This window comes from Saccharothrix lopnurensis, assembly GCF_042658445.1.
GTDB classification, from domain to species: domain Bacteria; phylum Actinomycetota; class Actinomycetes; order Mycobacteriales; family Pseudonocardiaceae; genus Actinosynnema; species Actinosynnema lopnurensis.
Genome location: NZ_JBHSQO010000068.1, coordinates 15,354 through 34,604 on the forward strand (window position 1 = coordinate 15,354; position 19,251 = coordinate 34,604).

Sequence of the window (19,251 nt, forward strand, 5' to 3'; positions counted from 1 at the left end):
GTCGTACGTTCACGTCGCGCGAGTCGTACGTTCACGTCGCGCGAGTCGTACGTTCACGTCGCGCGAGTCGTACGTTCACGTCGCGCGAGTCGTACGTTCACGTCGCGCGAGTCGTACGTTCAGGTCGCGCGAGTCGTACGTTCAGGTCGCGCGAGTTGAGCGTTCAGGTCGAGTGAGTTGAGCGTTCAGGTCGAGTGAGTTGAGCGTTCAGGTCGGGTGAGTTGAGCGTTCAGGTCGGGTGAGTTGAGCGTTCAGGTCGGGTGAGTTGGGGGTTCGGGACCCCTGGGTTGGGGGTTGGGGCCGGTGGGTCAGCGGGAGAGGGCTACCAGGCGGGAGATGGCGCGCAGGTACTTCTTGCGGTAGCCGCCGGTCAGCATCTCGGGGGTGAAGAGGTCGGAGAGGGGGGCGCCGGAGACGGCTACCGGGATGTCGCGGTCGTAGAGGCGGTCGCCCAGGGCGACGAGGCGCAGGGCCACCGACTGGTCCGGGGCCGGGTGGACGCCGCTGAGGTGGACCGCGGTGACGCCGTCGACCAGGCGGCCGTAGCCGGCCGGGTGGAGGCGGGCCAGGGAGCGGCACAGGTCGGCGAAGTCGTCGAGGGTGCTGCCGGGGGTGCTCGCGGCCTTGGCGCGCAGGTCCTCGTCGGCCATCGGCGGCGGGGCGTCGGGCAGGCCGCGGTGGCGGTAGTCGGGGCCGTCGACCCGGACGACCGCGAACCTGGACGACATCGACTGGATCTCGCGGAGGAAGTCGGCGGCGGCGAAGCGGTCCTCGCCGAGCTTGTCCGGCAGGGTGTTGGAGGTCGCGGCGACCGAGACGCCCGCCGCCGTCAGCTCCTTGACCAGGCGGGTGACCAGCATGGTGTCGCCCGGGTCGTCCAGCTCGAACTCGTCGATGGCGAGCAGGCGGTGCCCGGACAGCCGCCGCACGGTCTCGGCGAAGCCCAGCGCGCCGACCAGGTTGGTCAGCTCCACGAACGTGCCGTAGGACTTCGGCCCCGGCACGGCGTGCCAGGTCGAGGCCAGCAGGTGGGTCTTGCCGACGCCGAACCCGCCGTCCAGGTAGAGGCCCGGCTGGTCGTCGGGCCGGGGGGAGCGCTTGAACAGCGAGCCCAGCCAACTCCGGCGACCGCCCCCGGAGACCCGCTCGGCGAACCCGCGGCACGCCGCCACGGCCGCCGCCTGGCTCGGCTCGTCCGGGTTGGGCTCGTAGGTGTCGAAGCGGACCCCGTCGAACCTGGGCGGCGGGACCATCGCCGCGACCAGCTCGTCCGCCTCGACGTGCGGGGTTCGGTCGGACAGGCGCGTGGCGGACATGCCCGAAGCCTAATGGCGTGCTGGGATGTGGTCGTGCGGATGTTGTGGCCACCACGTGACGGCGGGACCCCCGGCGGGAACAGCACCGGCGAGGAGGTCACCGACGAGGAGCTGGAACGGCTCTACGACTACCCCGACGGGCTCGACCGGCCCTGGGTGCAGGTCAACTTCGTGTCCAGCGTGGACGGCGCGGTGGCGGTGGGCGGCCGGTCCGCCGGGTTGGGCAACGCCGCGGACAAGAAGGTCTTCGTGCTGGGCCGCGACCTGTGCGACGTGGTGCTGGTCGGGCACGGGACGGCGGCGGCGGAGGGCTACCAGGGGGTCCGGGTGGGCGAGGTCCGCGCCGAGCGGCGGGCCCGGCTGGGGCTGGCGCCCGTGCCGCCGATCGCCGTGGTGACCGCGCGGTGCTCGGTCGAGCCGTCGTCCCCGCTGGTGGCCGGCACGCCGGTCCCGCCGATCGTCATCACCACGGCCGCGGCGCCCGAGCGCAGGCGGCGGGCGCTGGTCGAGGCCGGGGCGGACGTGGTGGTGGCCGGTGAGGCGGAGGTGGACCTGCGCGTGGCGCTGGCGGCGCTGGACGAGCGCGGGCTGCGGCGGGTCGACTGCGAGGGCGGGCCCGCGCTGTTCGGCTCGCTGGTCGCGGCCGACCTGGTGGACGTGCTGTGCGTGACCTTCTCGCCGCTGCTGGTGGGCGGGGACGCGGGGCGGATCGCCACCGGCCCGGAGGTGCCCCGGCGGCTGGAGCTGGCGTCGGTGCTGCACGCCGACAGCGCGTTGCTGCTGCGGTACCGCCGGGCGCTCGCGTGACACCGGACCCGGACCCGGAGCCGGACCCGGTGGGTGGGGAGGTGGCCGGTCCGGCGGGTGGCGCGCGTGACGCGGGTGGCGCGGGGGTTGTGGCGGCCGGTGGCGTGGAGGGCGGGCCCGCGGAGGACGGGCCGGCCGGGGCGGCGGAGGACGGGCCGCTGCTGGCGGCGGCCGTGCGCGGGGACCCCGCGGCCTTCGACGAGCTGGTCCGCCGGCACACCGGGCGCATGTACCGGGTCGCGCTGCGGGTCGTGGGCGACCCGGTCGAGGCCGAGGACGTGGTGCAGGACGCGTGGATCTCGGCGTGGCGGGCGCTGCCCCGGTTCCGGGGTGACGCGGCCGCCTCGACGTGGCTGTACCGGGTGGTGACGAACGCCGCGCTGGTCCACCTGCGCCGGGCGCGGCCGACCGTGCCGCTGGAGTCCGCGCCGGAGCCCCGGGCGGACGGCGGGCCCGAGGCGGCCCTGCTGCGCAACGAGGTCACCGACGTGGTGCTGCGCGCGATCGCGACCCTGGAGCCCACGCAACGGGTGCCGCTGGTGCTGCGCGAGCTGGAGGGGCTGAGCTACGAGGAGGTGGCCGAGGTGCTGGGCATCCCGGTGCCGGCCTTGCGCTCGCGGCTGCACCGGGCGAGGGTGGCGCTCATGGCGAAGTTGGGGGACCGGCGGTGAGCGCGCTCCCCTGCGGCCGCGCCGAGGCCGACCTGGTGCGCCTGGTCACCGAGGGTGACGACGCGGAGCTGGCCGGGCACGCGGCCGGGTGCCCGTTCTGCGCCGCCGAGGCGGACGTCCTGCGCGAGCGGTGGCGGGCGGTGCGGCGGACCGCCGTGACACCGGTGCCGACGCCGCCCGGCCTGGTGGACCGGGTGCTGGGCGCGGTGCGCGGCGCGCGGCCCGTCGGCGAGCCGGTGGTGCTGGAGCAGGAGGGCGGTCGGCTGACCGTCTCCGCGGGGGCGGTGCTCGCGGTGTCGCGGCGGCTCGCCGTCGACCTCGCGGCGGGGTTCGACCTGCGCGTGCGCGGCGCGGCGGTGGAGGACGGCAGGCTCCAGGTGCTGGTCGCCGCTCGGTACGGCACGGCCGCGGTGGAGGCGGCGGACGCGCTGCGGGTGCGGCTGGCCGCGGAACTGGCGGCGCGGCTGGGCGCGGTGGCGCCCGCGGTGGACGTCCACCTGGTCGATATCGAGTGACCCCGGTCACATCACCGGCATGACCCGGTGACGGTCCGCATCCGATCGTGCGCACAACGATCCGGAAAGGACCCGCCATGGCTCAGGGCACCACCAGGCCGGAGGGCAACGTCCCCGCCCGCTTGGCCGACGACACCACGCAGGGCAAGACCACCATCGCGTCGTCGGTCGTGCAGAAGGTCGCGGGCATCGCGGCACGGGAGATCTCCGGCGTGCACGCGCTCGGCGGCGGCGTCTCCCGCGCGTTCGGCGCGCTGCGCGAGCGCATCCCCGGCGCGGGCACCGCGAACACCGCGGGCGTCGCGGTCGAGGTCGGCGAGAAGCAGGCCGCGATCGACCTGGACCTCGTGGTCGAGTACGGCGCGGGCATCGTCGACCTGGCGCGGGCCGTGCGGCGCAACGTGATCACCGCGGTCGAGCGGACCACCGGCCTGGAGGTCATCGAGGTCAACATCGCGGTCAACGACATCCACCTGCCCGAGGACGACGACGACCGCGACCGGTCCGCCGGGCCGGGCCGGGTCGAGTGACGGACGTGTCCGAGGGCGTCGAGGCGGCGGTGCTCGCGCACCCGGCCGTGGCGCGGCTCGACGACGCCTTCGCCTCCTACCTGCCGGGGCGGCGCGTGGTCGGCGTCCGGGTGGAGGGGCGCGTGGGCGTCGCGGTGGTGCTGCGGCTCGGGCGCCCGATCCCCGAGGTGGTCGACGAGCTGCGGGACCGGGTGCGGGCGGTGACCGGGCCGGCGCCGGTGGACGTCGTGGTGGCCGACCTGGTGGACGCGTGAGGCGCCGCGGCGCGGAGTTCCGCGCGTTCGTGCGGGCCCATCACCCGGACGTGGGCGGCGATCCCGAGGCGTTCGCCCTCGGGCTGGCGGCGCTGCGCGACGAGCTGGGCGCCCGCTGGGACGCGCCGGTCGTGGTGGAGCGCCGGCCCTGGTGGCGCCGGTTGCGCCGGCGGCCCCGTCGAAACCTGGAGTAGGAGAGCTGATGAGCGCGACGCAGGTGGGGTTGTTGGCGGGCCTGGTGCTGGGCCTGGCCGCGACGAGCGGGTTCACCGCCTTCCTGGTGACCCTGGCGGTGGGGGTGATCGGGCTGGTCGCCGGCCGCGTGCTGGACGGGCGGCTCGACCTGGGCGACCTGCTCGGCCGGGGCCGCGACCGGTGAGCGGCACCCTGGAGATTCACCCGTCCGTGGTGCGGAAGGTGGCCGAGCACGCGGTGGGCCTCGTGCCCGGCGCGGAGCCGGCGGCGGTGCGGGTGGACCGGACGGAGGACGACGTGGCGGTGGCGGTCCGGGTGGCGCTGGGCTGGCCCGCGCCGGTCCGGGAGGCGGCGGCGGAGGTGCGGCGCAGCGTCGTCGACGAGGTCGAGCGGATCACCGGTTACCGGGTCCGGTCGGTGGCGGTGACGGTGGCGGAGCTGCGCACCGCGCCGCGGACGCGGGTGGGGTGAGCGGTGCGCGTGCTGCTGCGGGTGCTGTCGCCGCCGCTGGGGTTGGCGCTGGCCGCCGCCGGGCTGCTGCTGGTGGCCGAGGTGGTGTGGCGGTGGGCCGGTCGCGGTCCGCTGACCGGGGTGTCCCTGGCGGGCTGGGCGTGGACCGACCGGCCGGTGGCGCTGGTCGGCGCGGGCGTGGCGGCCGGCGGGTTGGTGCTGCTGGTCCTGGCCCTGACCGCGCGGTCGTCGGAGGTCCCGCTGGACGAGCCGGCCGCCGGCGTGCGGGTGGTGACCACGCCGACCTCGCTGGCCCGGGTGGTCGGCCACCGGGTGCGGGCCGAGGAGGGCGTGTCCGGCGCGTCGGTGACGGCGTCGCGCCGCCGGGTGCGGGTGCGGGTGACCAGCCGCGTGCACGACGAGGCGTCGCTGCGCCCCCGGCTGCTGGAGGTGGCTCGGTCGGCGGTCGAGGAGCTGCCGATGCCGGTCCGGCCGAGGGTGTCGGTGGTGGTCCTCTCCCCGAAGGACCGGGCCGCCCGGCCCCTCGTGCCCGGGGAGGTCCGGTGAACCGGGCGAACGGCGCCGAGCGGACCGCGGCGTTCCTGCTCGGGCTCGTCGCCCTGCTCGTGGGGGGCGGGGTGGTGGCCCTGCACCGGTGGCGGGTCGACCGGCCGGTGCTGGACCCGGCGGTGCTCGACCTGGTCGACCGCCACCTGCCGTGGGTGCGGGTCGGCCTGGTCGTGCTGGGGCTGGTCCTGGTGGTGCTGGGCCTGGGGTGGGCGTGGCGGGCGGCGCGGCCCGAGTCCCACCCCGACCTGGTGCTGGACGAGCGGCTGGTGGTGACGGCGAAGGCGCTGGCCGCGGCGGTCCGGTCGGACGCCGAGCGGATCGGCGGGGTGTCCCGGGCGCGGGTGCGGGTCGTCGGCACGCCCGCGCTGCGGGTGCGGCTGACGCTGCGGCACGGCGCGGACGTGCGGGCGGTGTGGGGGGAGCTGGACGACCGGGTGCTGGTCCGGGCCCGCCGGGCGCTGGGCGTCGCCGCGCTGCCCGCCACCGTGCGGCTGGACCTGGCCGCCGAGGAGCGCGAACGCGTGCGCTGAGGCGGCCGACCAGGCAGGATGGCCGGCGTGGCGCTCCCGCTGAACCCTCCCCTGCAACCGATGCTGGCCACCGCCGTCGACACCATCCCCACCGACGCCGGCCTGCTGTTCGAACCGAAGTGGGACGGCTACCGGTGCGTGGTGTTCCGCGACGGTGACGAGGTGGTCCTCCAGTCGCGCAGCGGCAAGCCGCTCAACCGCTACTTCCCCGAGGCGGAGGCCGCGCTGCGGCGCGCCCTGCCGCCGCGGGTCGTGGTGGACGGCGAGCTGGTCGTGGCCAAGGACGACCGGCTGGACTTCGACGCGCTGTCCGACCGCATCCACCCGGCGGCCAGCCGCATCGCGCTGCTGTCCGAGCAGCAGCCCGCGAGCTTCGTGGCGTTCGACCTGCTCGCGCTGGGCGACCGGGTGCTGCTGGACGAGCCGTGCGCGAAGCGGCGCGAGGAGCTGGAGGGCCTGATCACGCCCGGCGACTCGCTGTACCTGACGCCCTCCACCCCGGACGCGGCGGTGGCGGTGCAGTGGTTCGAGCTGTTCGAGGGCGCGGGCCTGGACGGGGTCGTCGGCAAGCCCGCGGCCGCGCCCTACTCCCCCGGCAAGCGCGTCATGATCAAGGTCAAGCACGCCCGCACCGCCGAGTGCGTGGTCGCGGGCCTGCGCTGGCACAAGGACACCGAGCCGGGCACCGCGGTGGGCTCGCTGCTGCTCGGCCTGCACGACGACGGGGGCGTGCTGCACCACGTGGGCGTGGTCGGGTCGTTCAAGGCCGCCGAGCGGCGGGCGCTGGCCGCCGAGCTGGCCGGGCTGATCACCGAGGACGACCACCCGTGGCTGGTCGAGCCGGACGGCCGCCGGCTGCCCGGCGAGATCAACCGGTGGCGCGGCAAGCAGGCGGGGTGGGTGGCGCTGCGGCCCGAGCGGGTGCTGGAGATCTCCTACGCGCAGACCGAGGGCGCCGCGCCCGCCCGGCTGCGGCACAACGGCCAGTTCCGGCGCTGGCGGCCCGACCGGGAGCCCGGGTCGTGCCGCTACGACCAGCTCGACCAGCCGGCCCGTTACGACGTGGAGTCGGTCCTGCGCGGAGAGGTGCGACCCGCGTAGTCTCCCGGTCGTGGTGGGGGACGCGGACGCGCTCATCGGCGAACTGGACCAGCGGATGCGGCGGGACTGCCGCCGGCTGACCCTGTGGCGCAACGTGCACCGCACGACCGGCGTGGCTTACACGGTCGTGCTGATCCTGGTGCCCGCGGTGCTGGCGGTCGGCTTCACCTCGTCGGAGACCGCGCTCGGCAAGGTGCTGCTGCTCGCGGCGGCCGTGGTGGGTGGGCTGAACGTGACGTTCAAGCCCTACCTGCACAGCCGGCAGCGGCGCGGCGACGTCAACGCCATGCGCCTGCTGCACGACGAGTTCCGGGCCGAGGTCGCGGCGGGCGGCGACCGGCTCGCGCTGTTCCGGAAGTACTCCGCCGCCTACGCGGGCGAGTTCGAGCAGCGCGGCGGCGAGCTGCTCGACGGCAGGCTGGGCACGGAGGAGCCCCCGGAGGAGCCCCCGGAGAAGGCCGCCGAGAAGGCCGCCGAGGAGGCCGCCGAGGAGGCGCCGGGGAAGGCCGGTCCCGAGCGGTCCTGACCCCGCCGCTACACCTCCGGTCGGGCCGTCCGCGTCGCCCCGACCGACGCCAGCACCACGCAGAACACCGCCGCCCACTGCGCGGGGTGCAGGGCCTCGTGGAGCACGACCAGGCCGGCCAGCGCGGCGACCGCGGGTTCCACGCTCATCAGGATGCCGAACACGCGCGGCGGGATGCGGCGCAGCGCCTCCAGCTCCAGCGAGTACGGGACGACCGAGGACAGCAGCGCCACCGCCGCGCCCGCGATCAGCACCACCGGGTCCAGCAGCGCCGTGCCCGCCTCGGCCACGCCGAACGGCAGCGCCAGCGCCGCGCCGAACACCATCGCCAGCGCCAGGCCCCGGCCGTCGGAGGTGCGGCTGCCCAGCGCCGCGCCCAGCAGGATGTACCCGGCCCAGCAGGCGCCCGCAGCCAGCGCGAACAGCACGCCGACCGGCTCCAGCCCACCGTCCACCCTGGTCAGCATCAGCACGCCGGCCGCCGCGAGCAGCGCCCACAGGCCGTCCAGCCAGCGGCGCGAGCCGAACACCGCCACCGCCAGCGGGCCCAGGAACTCGAGGGTGACCGCCGCGCCCAGCGGGATGTGCTTGATCGCCTGGTAGAAGCACAGGTTCATGACGCCCAGCACCAGGCCGAACGAGGCGATGACCAGCCAGGTCCGGCGGTCCAGCCGCAGCGACGGGCGCCACACCACCAGCAGCACCAGCGCGGCCAGCACGAGCCGCAGCGTGACCGTGCCGGCCGCGCCCGCCAGGGTGAACAGCTGCTTGGCCACCGCCGCGCCGACCTGGACGCTGATCACGCCCAGCAGCACCAGGGCGGGCGGCGGGACCGCGCCGAACGCCCTGGACGCGAACCCGACCGGCCCCGAGCGGTGATACCCGCGCTCGGGGATGCCTTCGACGTGCACCGTGACCACGTCACCCATCCTGACAGCCCGCTCACCGGGGCCTCACCTGGATTGTGTGAGGCTTGGCCCACGCTGTTGGGAGAGAGCGAGGACCTGCTGTGCCGCGTCGGCGTCACGCCGCCCTGATCCTGGTGGGACTGACCGCGCTGGCCTCGTGCAGCGCGGGGCCGTCGACCCGCCCGGTGATCGCCGTGCACGGCGACGGCGGGCAGACGTCGCAGGTCGTGGTGCCGCCCGGTCCGCGCGAGGTCCCGCCGCTGGCGAACTACGAGCGGGACGCCCTGCCCTGGTCCTCGTGCACCGGGGAGACCCGGGACCGGATGGGCGGCACCGCGCCCGCGGGCGGTCAGGAGTACGAGTGCGCGCGGCTGACCGTGCGGCTGGACGTGCCGAGCAGGCCCGGCCGCGGCAGCCTCACCACGGCGCTGCTGCGCGTGGGCACCGGCGGCAGCCCGTTGGTCGTGGTCGGCGACGCGGAGGGCGAGCCGGGCACGCTGAAGGCCGCGCGGCTGGCGGCGACGCTGCCCGCGGAGCTGCTGTCCACCTACACCCTGATCGGCGTGGACCGGCGGGGCACGGGCCGGTCGGACGGCGTGCAGTGCGTGCCGGACTCGTCGCGGGAGGCCATCGTGGAGGCCGACCCGGGCGAGCCGGGGTCGGAGGACCTCCAGGACGCGCTGACCAGGGCGAGCCAGGAGTGCGTGATCGACCTGGAGAACCGGCTGCCCGCGGTCGACTCCTGGCGGGCGGCGGCCGACCTGGAGCAGCTGCGCGAGGTGCTGGGCGTGCCGCACCTCAACGCGATCGGTGTCGGCGAGGGCTCCGGGGTGCTCACCCTCTACGCGAGCCGGTACCCGGACCGCATCGGCCGGATGGTGTTCGACGGCGCGCCGGACCCGACGCTGGACGCGCAGGGCGTGGCCGAGGCGCGCGCGGTCGCGGCCGGTGAGGCGTTCGCCGCGTTCGGGCGCGACTGCGCGGTGCGCGGGTGCCCGCTGGGCGGGGACGCGGAGGAGCGGTTCACGGCGCTGCTGGAGGAGCTGCGGGACGAGCCGCTGCGCGGGGCGGACGTGGACCTGACCCCCGGCACGGCGACGGTGGCGGTGCTGGCGGGGTTGGCGGACCGGTCGCGCTGGCCGGCGCTGGCGGACGCGCTGGTCGCGGCGGAGGGCGGGGACGGGAGCGCGTTGAGCGCCTTCGTCGAACCGCTGCTGCTCGACCAGGACGACAGCCCGCCGTGGCTGGACGCCGGGATCATCACCTCGTGCAACGACACCACCACGCGGATCCCGCCGGAGCGGGTGAACAGCGTGGCGGAGGACTGGCGGGGCAAGCACCCGCTGTTCGGCGCCCACTTCGCGCGCAAGCTGCTGACGTGCGGGCCGTTCCCGGTGCCGCAGGAGGTGGACGTGCCGAAGCCGGCGGGCGCGCCGCCGGTGCTGGTGCTGACCACGGCCGCCGACCCGGTGACGCCGGCGGCGGGCGCGGAGCGGGCGGCCCAGTCGCTGCCGGCCGGGGTCGTGGTCGGCTGGCAGGGCAGCGGGCACGGGGCGCTGGGGCAGTCGGCCTGCGCGACGGCGGCGGCCCAGGCGTTCCTGGTCGACGCCCGGGTGCCGAACTCGGGCACGGTCTGCCCGCCCTGATCGGGGACGGTGGTCGCGGTGGCGGCCGGCACCGGCCCCGGCGCGCCGAGCGACCGGGGCCTGGTGGTCGGCCGGTCGCCCGCTAACAGCTCGAACAGCACCCGCAGCCGGGACCCGTGCACCCGCCGCAGCAGTTGCAGCCGTCGAGCCGGACCTGCTCCGGAGTCGTGCTCTCCACCATGATGACCTCCGTGGTTCGGGCGGATACCCCTGCGACCGAAGGTATTTCGCCCTCGCGGTGCGCCCTACCGCTGGGCGTGGGAAGCCCCCTCACTCGATAGCGGAACGCCGACCGCCGAGTGGTTGCACTACGTGGTCGGCCTCCCGTCAGTCGGACAGCTCGTCCAGCGCCCGCTGGGCCGCCTCCAGCTCCGCGCGCAGCTGCTCGACGCGCGCGAGGTGCCGTTCCCGCGCGGCCGTCAGCACGCTGTCCACCGCCTCGTCCACCTCCGGCGGCAGCAGCTTCGCCGCCTGGGCCACCGCCGAGGCCGCCACGGGCGCCGACCTCAGCGTCCGCTTCGACCCCCACTGCACGTCCACGGTCCACTCGCCCTCGGCGGTGGACACCAGCGTCACCGTCACCTCGGCGGGCTTGCCCTTGCGGGCGCCGGCCGGCTTCGCGGCGGGCGCGGGCCTCGGGGTCGGCGCGGGCGCGGGCTTCGGCTTGGGCGGCGGCGGCGCGGGCGTGTAGATGTGCTCGACCGGCGCGGGCGCCGCCGGCTCGGGCTCCTTCGGCGCGACGGGCGCGCGCTTGCGCGGGGCGGGCTTCTCCACGGTCAGCTCGCCGGGCGAGAACGACAGGTCGTCCCGGTCCCCCGTCGGCCGCACCTGGATGAAATCACCCTCCTCCGGTTCGGTGAACGCCATCACCTTCCCCGACCGGCCGGCCTCCACCCCCACCGCGGCGGAGGTGAACCAGACCGCGGGCGGCCGGCCCGCGGTCAGCTCCGCGCGCAAGTGCTCGATGTCCTCGGGGGACAACGAGTTCGGCTTCCCCTTCGCCATCTCGGCCACCTCCACAACTCGCACAAGTGTTCGGTCGTGCAGTTTGCCCTATGCCACCGACAGCGCCGGAGGTCGGTGGCGTTCCCGGCGGACGACCCCGGAAAAGGGGTGAGGGGCCCCGCGCGGACGTCGCCGTCCACACGGGACCCCTCACCCGGGGGTGCCGGCTCAGGAGCCGAAGGTGATCCAGTTGACGTTGACGAAGTCCGCGGGCTGGCCGCTGGTGAACGTCAGGTAGACGTCGTGGCTGCCGGTCAGCCCGGAGATGTTCGCCGGGACCGTGCGCCAGCTCTGCCAGCCGCCGGTGTTGGCGACGGAGAAGCTGCCGACCGGGGTGGCCGTCGGGCTGCCGACGCGGACCTCCACCAGGCCGCTCACGCCGCCCGACGCGCCGCTGGCGACCCGGGCGGTGAACTGCCTGCCGGTGCGGGAGCCGAAGTCGACGCCCCGGTACAGCGCCCAGTCGCCGTTGGCGATGCCGGCGATGTTCTCGCCGCCGCCGGTGTCGGAGGTCGTCTCGCGGACCAGGCCGCGGTGCTGGTCGTGGGACTCGGCCTGGATGGTGCCGAACGCGTTGCGGGACGTGGGCGGCGTGGTGGTGGTCGTCGTCGTGGTCGTGGTGGTCGTCGTGGTGGTGGTGCTCGTGGTCGTCGTGGAGGTCGGGACCACGCCGCCCGAGCCGGTGTCGGTGCCGCTGCCGGCCGGGCCGCGCCACGCGGTGGACGACGCGGGCACGCCCAGCGTCTGGCCGTCGGAGAAGGTGACCGTGGTCGCCGCGGTGCCCGGGTTGTAGGCGACGTAGGTGCGGGCGCCGTTCTTGGTCAGCACGGCGTGCGTGGGCACGTTCGCGGTGACCGAGGTGTCCGGGGTGCCGAAGGTGTTCAGCGAGGTCAGCCAGTGGTGGGCGTGGGCGCGGGAGTCACCGCTCTCCGGCTCCAGGCCGCTGCCGTACTGGGACAGCGCCTGCGCCGGGTCGGCCAGCGCCAGGAACTGGGTGATGACGTCCTTCCACTCGACCTCGGTGCCGCCGTTGTTGGCGCGCAGCTCGTTGATGTTCTGGAGGATGTCGGCCTTGTAGTCGGCGTGGTAGAGCGAGCCGCCGGTGATCGGCAGCATGTTGATGCCGTGGATCTCCTCGGGGTTGGCCGTCCACCACGTGCTGTAGCTGCCGCCCGCGCCCCAGACGATGCCGAGGGTGTCGTGCCCGTAGGCCGACGGGAAGACCGCGTTGTCCTTGTCGAACCAGTACTGGCCGATCGTGGTCTCCTGCGTGGTGTGCAGGTAGATGCCGGCGTCGCGCAGCCCGGTGTCACCGGTGGCCTGCCCGAACAGCACGGCCGCGGTGGCGTACATCATCGCCTCGGACGAGGACTCCTCGTTGTTGCCGTGCGCGAAGCCGGCGTGGCCGGAGGCCCAGCCGTGGCCCGCGTAGGCGTCGAAGTTGCGCAGGAACGGGAAGCGCGACTCGGACCGGTCGTGGTTGTTGGCGTCCTTGAGGATCAGCTTGACCATGCCGCCGTAGCGGGAGTCGCTCGCCCACGCCGCGTCGTGCTGCGCGACGATCGCGGCGGCCAGCGCGTAGTAGCCGTAGTGGAAGTGGTGGTCGTTCAGCTCGGCGTCGGTGCCGTAGCCCGCGGGGTAGCCGATGAGCGTGCCCCACGTGGCGTCGTAGGCGAAGTGCCGGCCGGACTCGCCGGAGGAGGCGGTGAGCCAGTCGGTGAGCCGGTCGCGGACCAGGGTCAGCAGCCGGTTGCGGCCCTCGGTGTAGCCGATCTGGTTGGCCACCGGCACCAGCGCGGCCAGTCGCCACAGCGCCTTGCCGGTCCAGTAGGTGTCGACCGCGCCCTTCCACGGGTCGGCGGCGTTGAGCTCCTGGTCGATCTCCGCGCGCAGGCGGTTCTTGTCGGCCGCCGGCGACAGGGGCAGGGCCGGCAGGACGCCGTTGAACGCGCTGCGCGTGGTGAACGAGGCGCCCTCGCGCAACCGCATCTCACCGCGCGGCGAGGTGTAGCGGTAGCCGGTGGTGGCGTCGGTGGAGTTGAGCCACTGGTGCCGGCAGAGGGCCTGGAGGGTGCCGGTCTGGGTGCCCTGGCGGGCGGTCGTGGTGGCCGTGTAGGTGGCGCTGAGCTGGGCGTTGGCCGAGTTGTACGACCAGCTCACCTTCGTGTCGGCGACGAAGGAGAACGCGTAGCGCTGGAACAGGCTCAGCGCGTCCCGGCTCGGCAGCACCGCGACGGAGAAGAACGACGCGGGCGAGGTGGCCTCGGCGGTGCCGGTGACCGACCAGTTCGCCGGGGAGAACAGGGCGTAGTCGTGGCCGTTGACGGTGACGCCCAGGGTGGTGCCGGTGTTGCTCCAGATCGTCGTGGACCCGTTGAAGCCGACCCGGGCGTTGCCGCCGGTGGCCTCCGCGTAGACGTACGGCGAGCCGTGGCCGATGGTGGTGCGCAGGGTGCGGGTGCCGTCGGTCCACAGAGGAGTGACGGTCCAGTCGGACCAGCCGTCGACCTGCGTGCGCGGCGCGTTGAGGCCGCTCACGCCGATGAACAGCTCGTCCTGGTGCATGAACTCGTAGCCGCGGCCGTCGGGGGTGATGACCGGGTTGGTCGGGTAGCCGACGCCCAGGCCCTGCGCGGCCGCGTGGAAGGTCAGCGGGTGGGCGTACATGTTCTCGGAGTACGGGTTGCCCGCGTAGCGCTGGAAGGCCAGCGAGGACCACCAGTCGTTGGTCGGGACCGGGCGGCCGGCCACGCGCGAGGTGACCTTCGGGGAGACGGCCGCGCCGTCGGAGTTGGTCGGGCCGGTGGTGCCCGCCGGCCGGGTGGTGGCGTAGCTGCCGGAACCGACGGTGACGGCGCCGGCGGTGCCGGGCAGGGCCAGCGGGATGGCGGCGGCCGCGGCCACGGCGACCGCCAAAGCCGCCAGGTGTGGGCGAATCGAACGCACGGGAACCTCCAGCAGGGACTCACAGCTCTGTGAGCGGAAGCGCATGAGAGCGCTCTCACACCTGTGAACGGTAAACGCCCGGTTGCCCGCCTGTCTACGGTTGACCGCGTCTTGCGGTGTCAAGGCGTCTCACCGCGCCGCCCCCGTGACGTCGTGCGACGCCCCCCGCGGTCCGGTCAGGACGCGTGGCCGCCCTCGCCGTCGACGGCGTCCTCCGGGCTTTCGGAGGGGTCTTCGGCGGGGTTCCCGGCCTGGGTCTCGCCCGAGGTCTCGGCCGGGGTCTCGTCGGGGTCCTCGTCCACCCGGAGGCGGTACTCGCAGCCGTACTCGACGGCGTACTCCAGGTCGTAGTGGTGGACGATCTTGGGACCGCCGTGGAGGTGCACGTGGGTGACCGTCTGCTTCGGCGAGGCCGGCGGTCCGGTGCGCGAGTCGACCCGGCCGTCGAGGGGACCGCCGACGAACCGGACCACGTACGCCTGCGTCATCGGTGTGCCTCCCTCTCCCGGCGTTCCCGTCCATGGTACGGGCGGACCAGTCGGACCAGGGCCGATCCGCTGTCGGGAACAGCCGGTCGGACCAGTGCCAGAACCGGTGTCCGGCCAGGTCATCGGGGGTGTCGGCGGTCGTGGGGGAGCCTCGCGGTCGCCACCGGTGACCAGGAGGTGGACGCTCATCACCCCGGTGTGGGCGAGCACCCGCTCCGGCGCGCCCAGGTCGACGCCCGCGGAGAGGTCCGGGCTCCGGTCGGCCGGTGCGCGCCGAGCCCGCGGAGCCCGCGGACCCGCTGCCGCTCGACCCGCCCGCACCCCGACGAACCCGTCCCGGTCCTCAGCACGTGCTCGTCGCCGACCGCACAGGTCGGCCGCGACCGGTCTCCAGCGCGGCGAACCACTTCCCGGTGCCGGCGGGTGGGAAGCCCGCGCGGCCGGCGGGGAACCGGTTCACCGGCGGCTCCAGGGGTTGAGGGCGGCGAGGACGTCGAACTCGGCGTTCATCTCGACATCGCCGATCCGGTCGTCCAGGCGCACGGCGCTGACCTCCCCGATGCCGCTCGCGTGGAGCAGCCCGCAGATCGCGTGCGCGAGCGCGGCGTACTCCCGGTTGGTCAGGTCGGCCGGGAGGCGCACTTCCAGGCATCTTTCGAACACGGGCCCATCGTGGCGCGTTGCGCCGGAGCGCGCGACCCCCTGATGTCTGAGGAGTGGACCGGGGGTCCCACCAGGTGGGGTCGACCGGACTTCACGGACCGGCAGCTGTCGCGGTTGGCGCCGGCGTTCCTCTTGCCCACCGGGACGAAGAACACCACCCGTTCGGCGGACAGTCACTCGGCCCGCTTGCGCGACGGCTGCACGCGCGGCGGCTCGGACCGCTTGCGACGTCTCGTCGTCGGCAGTGGTGCTGCCGGGCTGGCGAACCATGCCGATCCGCAGGGCCGCAACACCTTCCCTCAGCTGTCCACTCCGGTCCGGTACGCGCGGTTGTCGGAGCGGTCGGTGCGCCCGCCGGGCGGGCACGTCGGCACGGTCGCGTCGAACAGGACGACGCCGATGTCCTCCAGCAAGCCCCGCCGCTCGAACCGGCGGCGGCCGTTCTCCGGCATCGACAGGTACGGCGCGGAGATACCGGCCAGTCCGGCGGCAACGCCGAGGGACAAGCCACGCCGGCGGCGGATCGTGCGCGCGCGCCGGCCGATCCCCAGCGGCGTCGGGTCCCGCCGCGTGCCCTGCGTGGCGTCATGTCCGCACCCTCCCGGCCACTTCAAGTGGCGGCAGGGAGGGTGCAACGCATCATTCGGGTTATCCGGCGAGTGAACGCCGTGGTGGAGGCAGCAGGACGTGGGACCGGCCGTTTCCGCAGCTCTAGGCCCGCTTGCGCGAGGGCTGCACGCGCGGCGGCTCGCCGGGCATCTTGGGGTAGTCGGGCGGGTAGGGCAGCTCGCCGCGCTCGTCGCCGGCGTACCAGTCCAGCAGGGTGTCGAGGCCGAACGCCTCGTCGTCCAGGCCGGCGTGCGGGTCGCCGTGCTCGGCCAGCCGCGCCGGCGCCGTGAGCACGTCGAAGTCGTCCGGGTCCACAGTGGACAGCTCGTCCCAGGTCACCGGCATCGACACGGTGGCGCGGGGCGTGCCGCGCACCGACCAGGCGGACGCGATGGTGCGGTCCCGCGCGGCCTGGTTGTAGTCCAGGAAGACGCGCTCGCCGCGCTCCTCCTTCCACCACGACGTGGTCGCCCGGTCCGGCGCCCGGCGCTCCACCTCGCGCGCCAGCGCGATCACCGCGTGCCGCACGTCCACGAAGTCCCACTCCGGCCGGATGCGCACCGCCACGTGGACGCCCCGGCCCCCGGAGGTCTTCGGGTAGCCGACGAGGCCGAGCTCGTCCAGCACCTCGCGCAGGACCAGCGCCACGTCCACGGCGTCCCGGAAGTCGGTGCCCGGCTGCGGGTCGAGGTCCACGCGCAGCTCGTCCGGCCGGTCGGTGTCGGAGCTGCGCACGGGCCAGGGGTGGAAGTCGAACGTGCCGAGGTTCGCCGCCCACGCCAGCACCGCCGGCTCGGTCGGGCACACCTCGTCCGCGGGGCGTCCCGAAGGGAACCTGATGCGCGCCGTGCCCACCCACTCGGGCGCCCCCTTGGGCAGCCGCTTCTGGTAGAACGCCTCCCCCTCCACGCCGTCCACGTAGCGCTTCAGCGTGGTGGGGCGGTCGCGCAGCACGCGCAACAGCGGTTCGGCCACGGCCAGGTAGTACTCGACCACCTGGAGCTTCGTGATCCCTCGTTCGGGGAAGTACACCTTGCCCGGGTTGGACACCCGGACCACGCGCTCACCGACGCTCAGTTCCACCGCTTGGGCCACCCGGGTGAGCCTAGTCCCGATCGGCCTGGACGTCGGGGAGGACGATCGCCGCACAGTGCGTGCCGGGTGCGGAATCCACCCGCGCTTAACCCGATCGCATGCAAGTGGTCGAACGCACGCCTGCCCCGACCGCGCTCCGATAAAGTCCTGAGCCGACCACGGAGCGCAATCGGGGAGGTTCGTGCCGTGACCGACGAGAGCGGGGGTTCGACGGGGGACGTCGGCCAGTACGCCCTGGACCAGTACCGCCGGCAGGGTGGGGGTGGGCTCATGAGCGTGTTGACCATGGGCTTGAGCGACGTCGTCGCCGCCACCAAGGCGGTCGCCGCCGCGAACGAGGCGCAGGCGCTCTCGGTGGACCCCCACGCGGTCGACTCGATGCTGCGCAAGCTCACCGAGATGCAGGACGCCCTGGACGCGATCCCCGGACGTTCCCGACGCCTCAGCCTCCGAACCCCGCTGGGCGGCGGGTACGCGGAGGAGATCGGCTCCGTCAACGCCGAGATCGGCAACCAGGCCACCGCCGAGATCATCCCGGAGATGGTCAAGGCGATCAGCGACCTGAAAACCCAGATCGAGAAGAGCCGGGATTCCTACCAGAACGTCGAAGAAGCCAAGTCGCAGACGTTCGACAACCTCTGAGGGACGCCAGACCTGCCATGAAGCTGACCACTGCCCGTCTCGCGATCGCCGGTTTCGCCGGGTTGTCGCTGCTGGCCACCGCCTGCTCCACGAACGAGCCTGGTGAGCCCACCCCGCGTTCCACCGGCACGACCGCCGGCAGCGCGGCGGCGCCGGGCGACAACGCGCTCGCCGGCGTCAAGCCGTGCGACCTGCTCACCGACGCCGAGGTGAGCGGCCTGGGCCTCACCCCTCCCGGCAGTCCGGACGACCTCGCCGGGAAGGAGATCTGCGAGTGGAAGGTGAGCGGCAACGGTGGTCTCTCGGTCGGCGCCGAGGCGGCGGTCGACGATCTCGGCCTGGACCGGGCGGCGACTTCTCCGATCAAGGTGGGCGAGTACGACGCGGTCCGGGAACAGGCTCCGAACGGCGCTGCGTACCTCTGCACGGTAGCGATCGAGGTCACCGAGTCGGCCAGCATGGTGGTCATCTCGAACCTCACCGCCGGCTCCACCGACACCGCCGCGGCCTGCGCGCGGGCGACCGACGCCGCCGAGTTGATCGCACCCAAGCTGCCCTGACCCGCCGACGTCCCGAGGAGGGATGACATGACGATGGAGAAGCCTCCGGTCCCCGAACCGACCGCGAACTACCCCGCGCACCGGCACGAGGACATGAAGCGGCAGGTCGAGGAGAACTTCAACCCCGGTTCGGCCGGTGAGATCGCCGGCGAGTGGGAGTCGATCGGCGCCACCTTCACGCAGCTGGCGGTCGACTTCCAGGTCATCGTCAGCGGCTCGGAGTCGGGCTGGACCGGCAGCGCCGGGGAGGGCGTCCGGGCCGCCCTGGCCAAGGTCGGCCGGTTCAGCGACATGACCGGCGACCACTTCACCGCCACGGGCACGGCGCTGCACCACCAGACGACCGCCGCCTCCGAGGCGAAGACCCGCATGCCCGACCCGATCGAGTACGACCCCCGGAAGATGTTCACCGACGCGATCGGCAGCGGCAGCCTCTTCCAGCTCGCCGCGCTCCCGGTGACCATGCCCCTGCAGAAGGCCAGGTCCGAGAACGCGAAGGCCGAGGCCGTCCAGGTGATGCAGGTCCGGGACGACACCATGCGGTCCGCCACCTCGTCGATGCCGGCCTTCGCCGAGCTCCCGACCGTCACCCGGGACCAGGGCACGGCCACCGGCTCCGACAAGACGACCTCCTCGGTCACCACGCACTCGGTCGACCCGACCTCGCGGACCGGCTCGCCGGAGACGGCGGGCACCCGGCGCGGTGACAGCGGGGGCGACGACACCGGTGGCACGACCCACGCCTCGTGGACCGCGCCGTCGAACGTCACCCCGCCGGCCGTCACGCCCCCGGTCGCCCCGCCGCCCCCGATCACGACCGCGCCGCCGATCCAGCCCCCGTGGGTGACCCCACCGGGCGCCCGGCCGCCGGGCGGCAGCCAGGACGTCCCGCCCCGACGGCCCGTCCCGCCACCGGGTGCCCGGCCGCCCGGCCCGCGTCCCGGACCTCCCGGGAGCGGCACCGGACGCGGCGGTCCCGGCGGGCTCGGCGGTCCGGGCGGCCGTCCCGGTGGGCCCGGCGGGATGCCCGGCGGCGGCGTGCCGGGTGGCGCCGGCGGCGCGGGTGGACGGGGCGGGTTCGGTCCGCTGGGCGCGGGCGGCCAGTCCGGGTTCGGCCCGACCGGCACCCCCGGACCGGGCGGGCACGGCGGACCGGCGGGCGGTCGCGGGGCGGCCGGGACGCGGGGCGCGGCGGGCGCCGGGCGGGGGGGCGAGGGACAGGGG

The 19,251-nt window shown here is 74.6% G+C and carries 24 protein-coding genes; 16 read left to right on the top strand and 8 right to left on the bottom strand.

Going from position 1 to position 19,251, the window contains the following annotated elements:
• Positions 1-308 precede the first annotated feature (308 nt).
• The gene (gene zapE / locus ACFP3R_RS35475; protein WP_380643006.1) at positions 309-1,316 is read right to left on the bottom strand and encodes a cell division protein ZapE; all 1,008 of its coding nucleotides are present in this window, start codon (positions 1,314-1,316) and stop codon (positions 309-311) included.
• 39 nt (positions 1,317-1,355) lie between these two features.
• Here zapE and ACFP3R_RS35480 point away from each other — a divergent pair, with 39 nt between their 5' ends.
• From ACFP3R_RS35480 to ACFP3R_RS35535, 12 genes are all read left to right on the top strand, one after another.
• Positions 1,356-2,123 carry a pyrimidine reductase family protein gene (locus ACFP3R_RS35480; protein ID WP_380643049.1) on the top strand — a complete coding sequence of 256 codons (768 nt, stop codon included), beginning with the start codon at positions 1,356-1,358 and terminating at the stop codon, positions 2,121-2,123.
• Between the two features lie 104 nt (positions 2,124-2,227).
• Positions 2,228-2,794, top strand: coding sequence for an RNA polymerase sigma factor (locus ACFP3R_RS35485; protein ID WP_380643051.1), 567 nt, complete (start codon positions 2,228-2,230; stop codon positions 2,792-2,794).
• Positions 2,791-3,309, top strand: a complete 519-nt coding sequence (locus tag ACFP3R_RS35490; RefSeq protein WP_380643008.1) for a hypothetical protein — start codon at positions 2,791-2,793, stop codon at positions 3,307-3,309. The genes ACFP3R_RS35485 and ACFP3R_RS35490 overlap by 4 nt, the downstream gene beginning before the upstream one ends.
• 77 nt (positions 3,310-3,386) lie before the next feature.
• Positions 3,387-3,839 (top strand): Asp23/Gls24 family envelope stress response protein, encoded by a 453-nt coding sequence (locus tag ACFP3R_RS35495; RefSeq protein ID WP_380643010.1) that lies wholly within the window; start codon positions 3,387-3,389, stop codon positions 3,837-3,839.
• A 5-nt stretch (positions 3,840-3,844) separates the two neighbouring features.
• The gene (locus tag ACFP3R_RS35500) at positions 3,845-4,093 is read left to right on the top strand and encodes a hypothetical protein (protein WP_380643012.1); all 249 of its coding nucleotides are present in this window, start codon (positions 3,845-3,847) and stop codon (positions 4,091-4,093) included.
• Positions 4,090-4,287: a hypothetical protein gene (locus tag ACFP3R_RS35505; protein ID WP_380643014.1), complete on the top strand. Its 198-nt coding sequence runs from the start codon at positions 4,090-4,092 to the stop codon at positions 4,285-4,287. The genes ACFP3R_RS35500 and ACFP3R_RS35505 overlap by 4 nt, the downstream gene beginning before the upstream one ends.
• Positions 4,288-4,295: 8 nt before the next feature.
• Complete coding sequence (locus ACFP3R_RS35510) at positions 4,296-4,472, top strand: hypothetical protein (RefSeq protein WP_380643016.1); 177 nt, start codon at positions 4,296-4,298, stop codon at positions 4,470-4,472.
• Positions 4,473-4,510: 38 nt separating this feature from the next.
• Entirely contained in the window at positions 4,511-4,759 is a 249-nt protein-coding gene (locus ACFP3R_RS35515) for an Asp23/Gls24 family envelope stress response protein (RefSeq protein ID WP_380643018.1), read from the top strand.
• Between the two features lie 3 nt (positions 4,760-4,762).
• On the top strand, positions 4,763-5,305 hold the full coding sequence (locus ACFP3R_RS35520) for a DUF6286 domain-containing protein (RefSeq protein ID WP_380643020.1): 543 nt from the start codon (positions 4,763-4,765) through the stop codon (positions 5,303-5,305).
• Positions 5,302-5,838: an alkaline shock response membrane anchor protein AmaP gene (locus ACFP3R_RS35525; protein ID WP_380643022.1), complete on the top strand. Its 537-nt coding sequence runs from the start codon at positions 5,302-5,304 to the stop codon at positions 5,836-5,838. The genes ACFP3R_RS35520 and ACFP3R_RS35525 overlap by 4 nt, the downstream gene beginning before the upstream one ends.
• Before the next feature lie 27 nt (positions 5,839-5,865).
• Positions 5,866-6,939: an ATP-dependent DNA ligase gene (locus tag ACFP3R_RS35530; RefSeq protein ID WP_465270005.1), complete on the top strand. Its 1,074-nt coding sequence runs from the start codon at positions 5,866-5,868 to the stop codon at positions 6,937-6,939.
• 10 nt (positions 6,940-6,949) lie between these two features.
• Positions 6,950-7,465 (top strand): hypothetical protein, encoded by a 516-nt coding sequence (locus tag ACFP3R_RS35535; RefSeq protein ID WP_380643026.1) that lies wholly within the window; start codon positions 6,950-6,952, stop codon positions 7,463-7,465.
• An 8-nt stretch (positions 7,466-7,473) separates the two neighbouring features.
• Here the strand turns inward: ACFP3R_RS35535 and ACFP3R_RS35540 are convergent, their stop codons facing one another.
• Positions 7,474-8,394, bottom strand: a complete 921-nt coding sequence (locus ACFP3R_RS35540; RefSeq protein WP_380643028.1) for an EamA family transporter — start codon at positions 8,392-8,394, stop codon at positions 7,474-7,476.
• Positions 8,395-8,474: 80 nt separating this feature from the next.
• On the opposite strand from ACFP3R_RS35540, the gene ACFP3R_RS35545 reads away from it, so the two are divergent.
• Positions 8,475-10,019: an alpha/beta hydrolase gene (locus ACFP3R_RS35545; RefSeq protein ID WP_380643029.1), complete on the top strand. Its 1,545-nt coding sequence runs from the start codon at positions 8,475-8,477 to the stop codon at positions 10,017-10,019.
• Positions 10,020-10,346: 327 nt separating this feature from the next.
• Here the strand turns inward: ACFP3R_RS35545 and ACFP3R_RS35550 are convergent, their stop codons facing one another.
• From ACFP3R_RS35550 to ligD, 6 genes are all read right to left on the bottom strand, one after another.
• Positions 10,347-11,024 carry a DUF6319 family protein gene (locus tag ACFP3R_RS35550; RefSeq protein WP_380643031.1) on the bottom strand — a complete coding sequence of 226 codons (678 nt, stop codon included), beginning with the start codon at positions 11,022-11,024 and terminating at the stop codon, positions 10,347-10,349.
• A gap of 168 nt (positions 11,025-11,192) precedes the next feature.
• The gene (locus ACFP3R_RS35555; protein ID WP_380643033.1) at positions 11,193-13,970 is read right to left on the bottom strand and encodes a glycosyl hydrolase; all 2,778 of its coding nucleotides are present in this window, start codon (positions 13,968-13,970) and stop codon (positions 11,193-11,195) included.
• A 176-nt stretch (positions 13,971-14,146) separates the two neighbouring features.
• On the bottom strand, positions 14,147-14,458 hold the full coding sequence (locus tag ACFP3R_RS35560) for a hypothetical protein (RefSeq protein ID WP_380643035.1): 312 nt from the start codon (positions 14,456-14,458) through the stop codon (positions 14,147-14,149).
• 456 nt (positions 14,459-14,914) lie between these two features.
• The gene (locus tag ACFP3R_RS35565) at positions 14,915-15,121 is read right to left on the bottom strand and encodes a hypothetical protein (RefSeq protein ID WP_380643037.1); all 207 of its coding nucleotides are present in this window, start codon (positions 15,119-15,121) and stop codon (positions 14,915-14,917) included.
• A 299-nt stretch (positions 15,122-15,420) separates the two neighbouring features.
• On the bottom strand, positions 15,421-15,756 hold the full coding sequence (locus ACFP3R_RS35570; RefSeq protein WP_380643039.1) for a helix-turn-helix domain-containing protein: 336 nt from the start codon (positions 15,754-15,756) through the stop codon (positions 15,421-15,423).
• Positions 15,757-15,832: 76 nt separating this feature from the next.
• Positions 15,833-16,825 (bottom strand): non-homologous end-joining DNA ligase, encoded by a 993-nt coding sequence (gene ligD / locus ACFP3R_RS35575; RefSeq protein WP_380643041.1) that lies wholly within the window; start codon positions 16,823-16,825, stop codon positions 15,833-15,835.
• Positions 16,826-17,011: 186 nt separating this feature from the next.
• On the opposite strand from ligD, the gene ACFP3R_RS35580 reads away from it, so the two are divergent.
• From ACFP3R_RS35580 to ACFP3R_RS35590, 3 genes are all read left to right on the top strand, one after another.
• The gene (locus tag ACFP3R_RS35580; RefSeq protein WP_380643043.1) at positions 17,012-17,467 is read left to right on the top strand and encodes a hypothetical protein; all 456 of its coding nucleotides are present in this window, start codon (positions 17,012-17,014) and stop codon (positions 17,465-17,467) included.
• Positions 17,468-17,484: 17 nt separating this feature from the next.
• Complete coding sequence (locus ACFP3R_RS35585; protein ID WP_380643045.1) at positions 17,485-18,027, top strand: DUF3558 family protein; 543 nt, start codon at positions 17,485-17,487, stop codon at positions 18,025-18,027.
• 27 nt (positions 18,028-18,054) lie between these two features.
• On the top strand, positions 18,055-19,251 hold a 1,197-nt coding region (locus tag ACFP3R_RS35590), incomplete at its 3' end, for a hypothetical protein (RefSeq protein ID WP_380643047.1).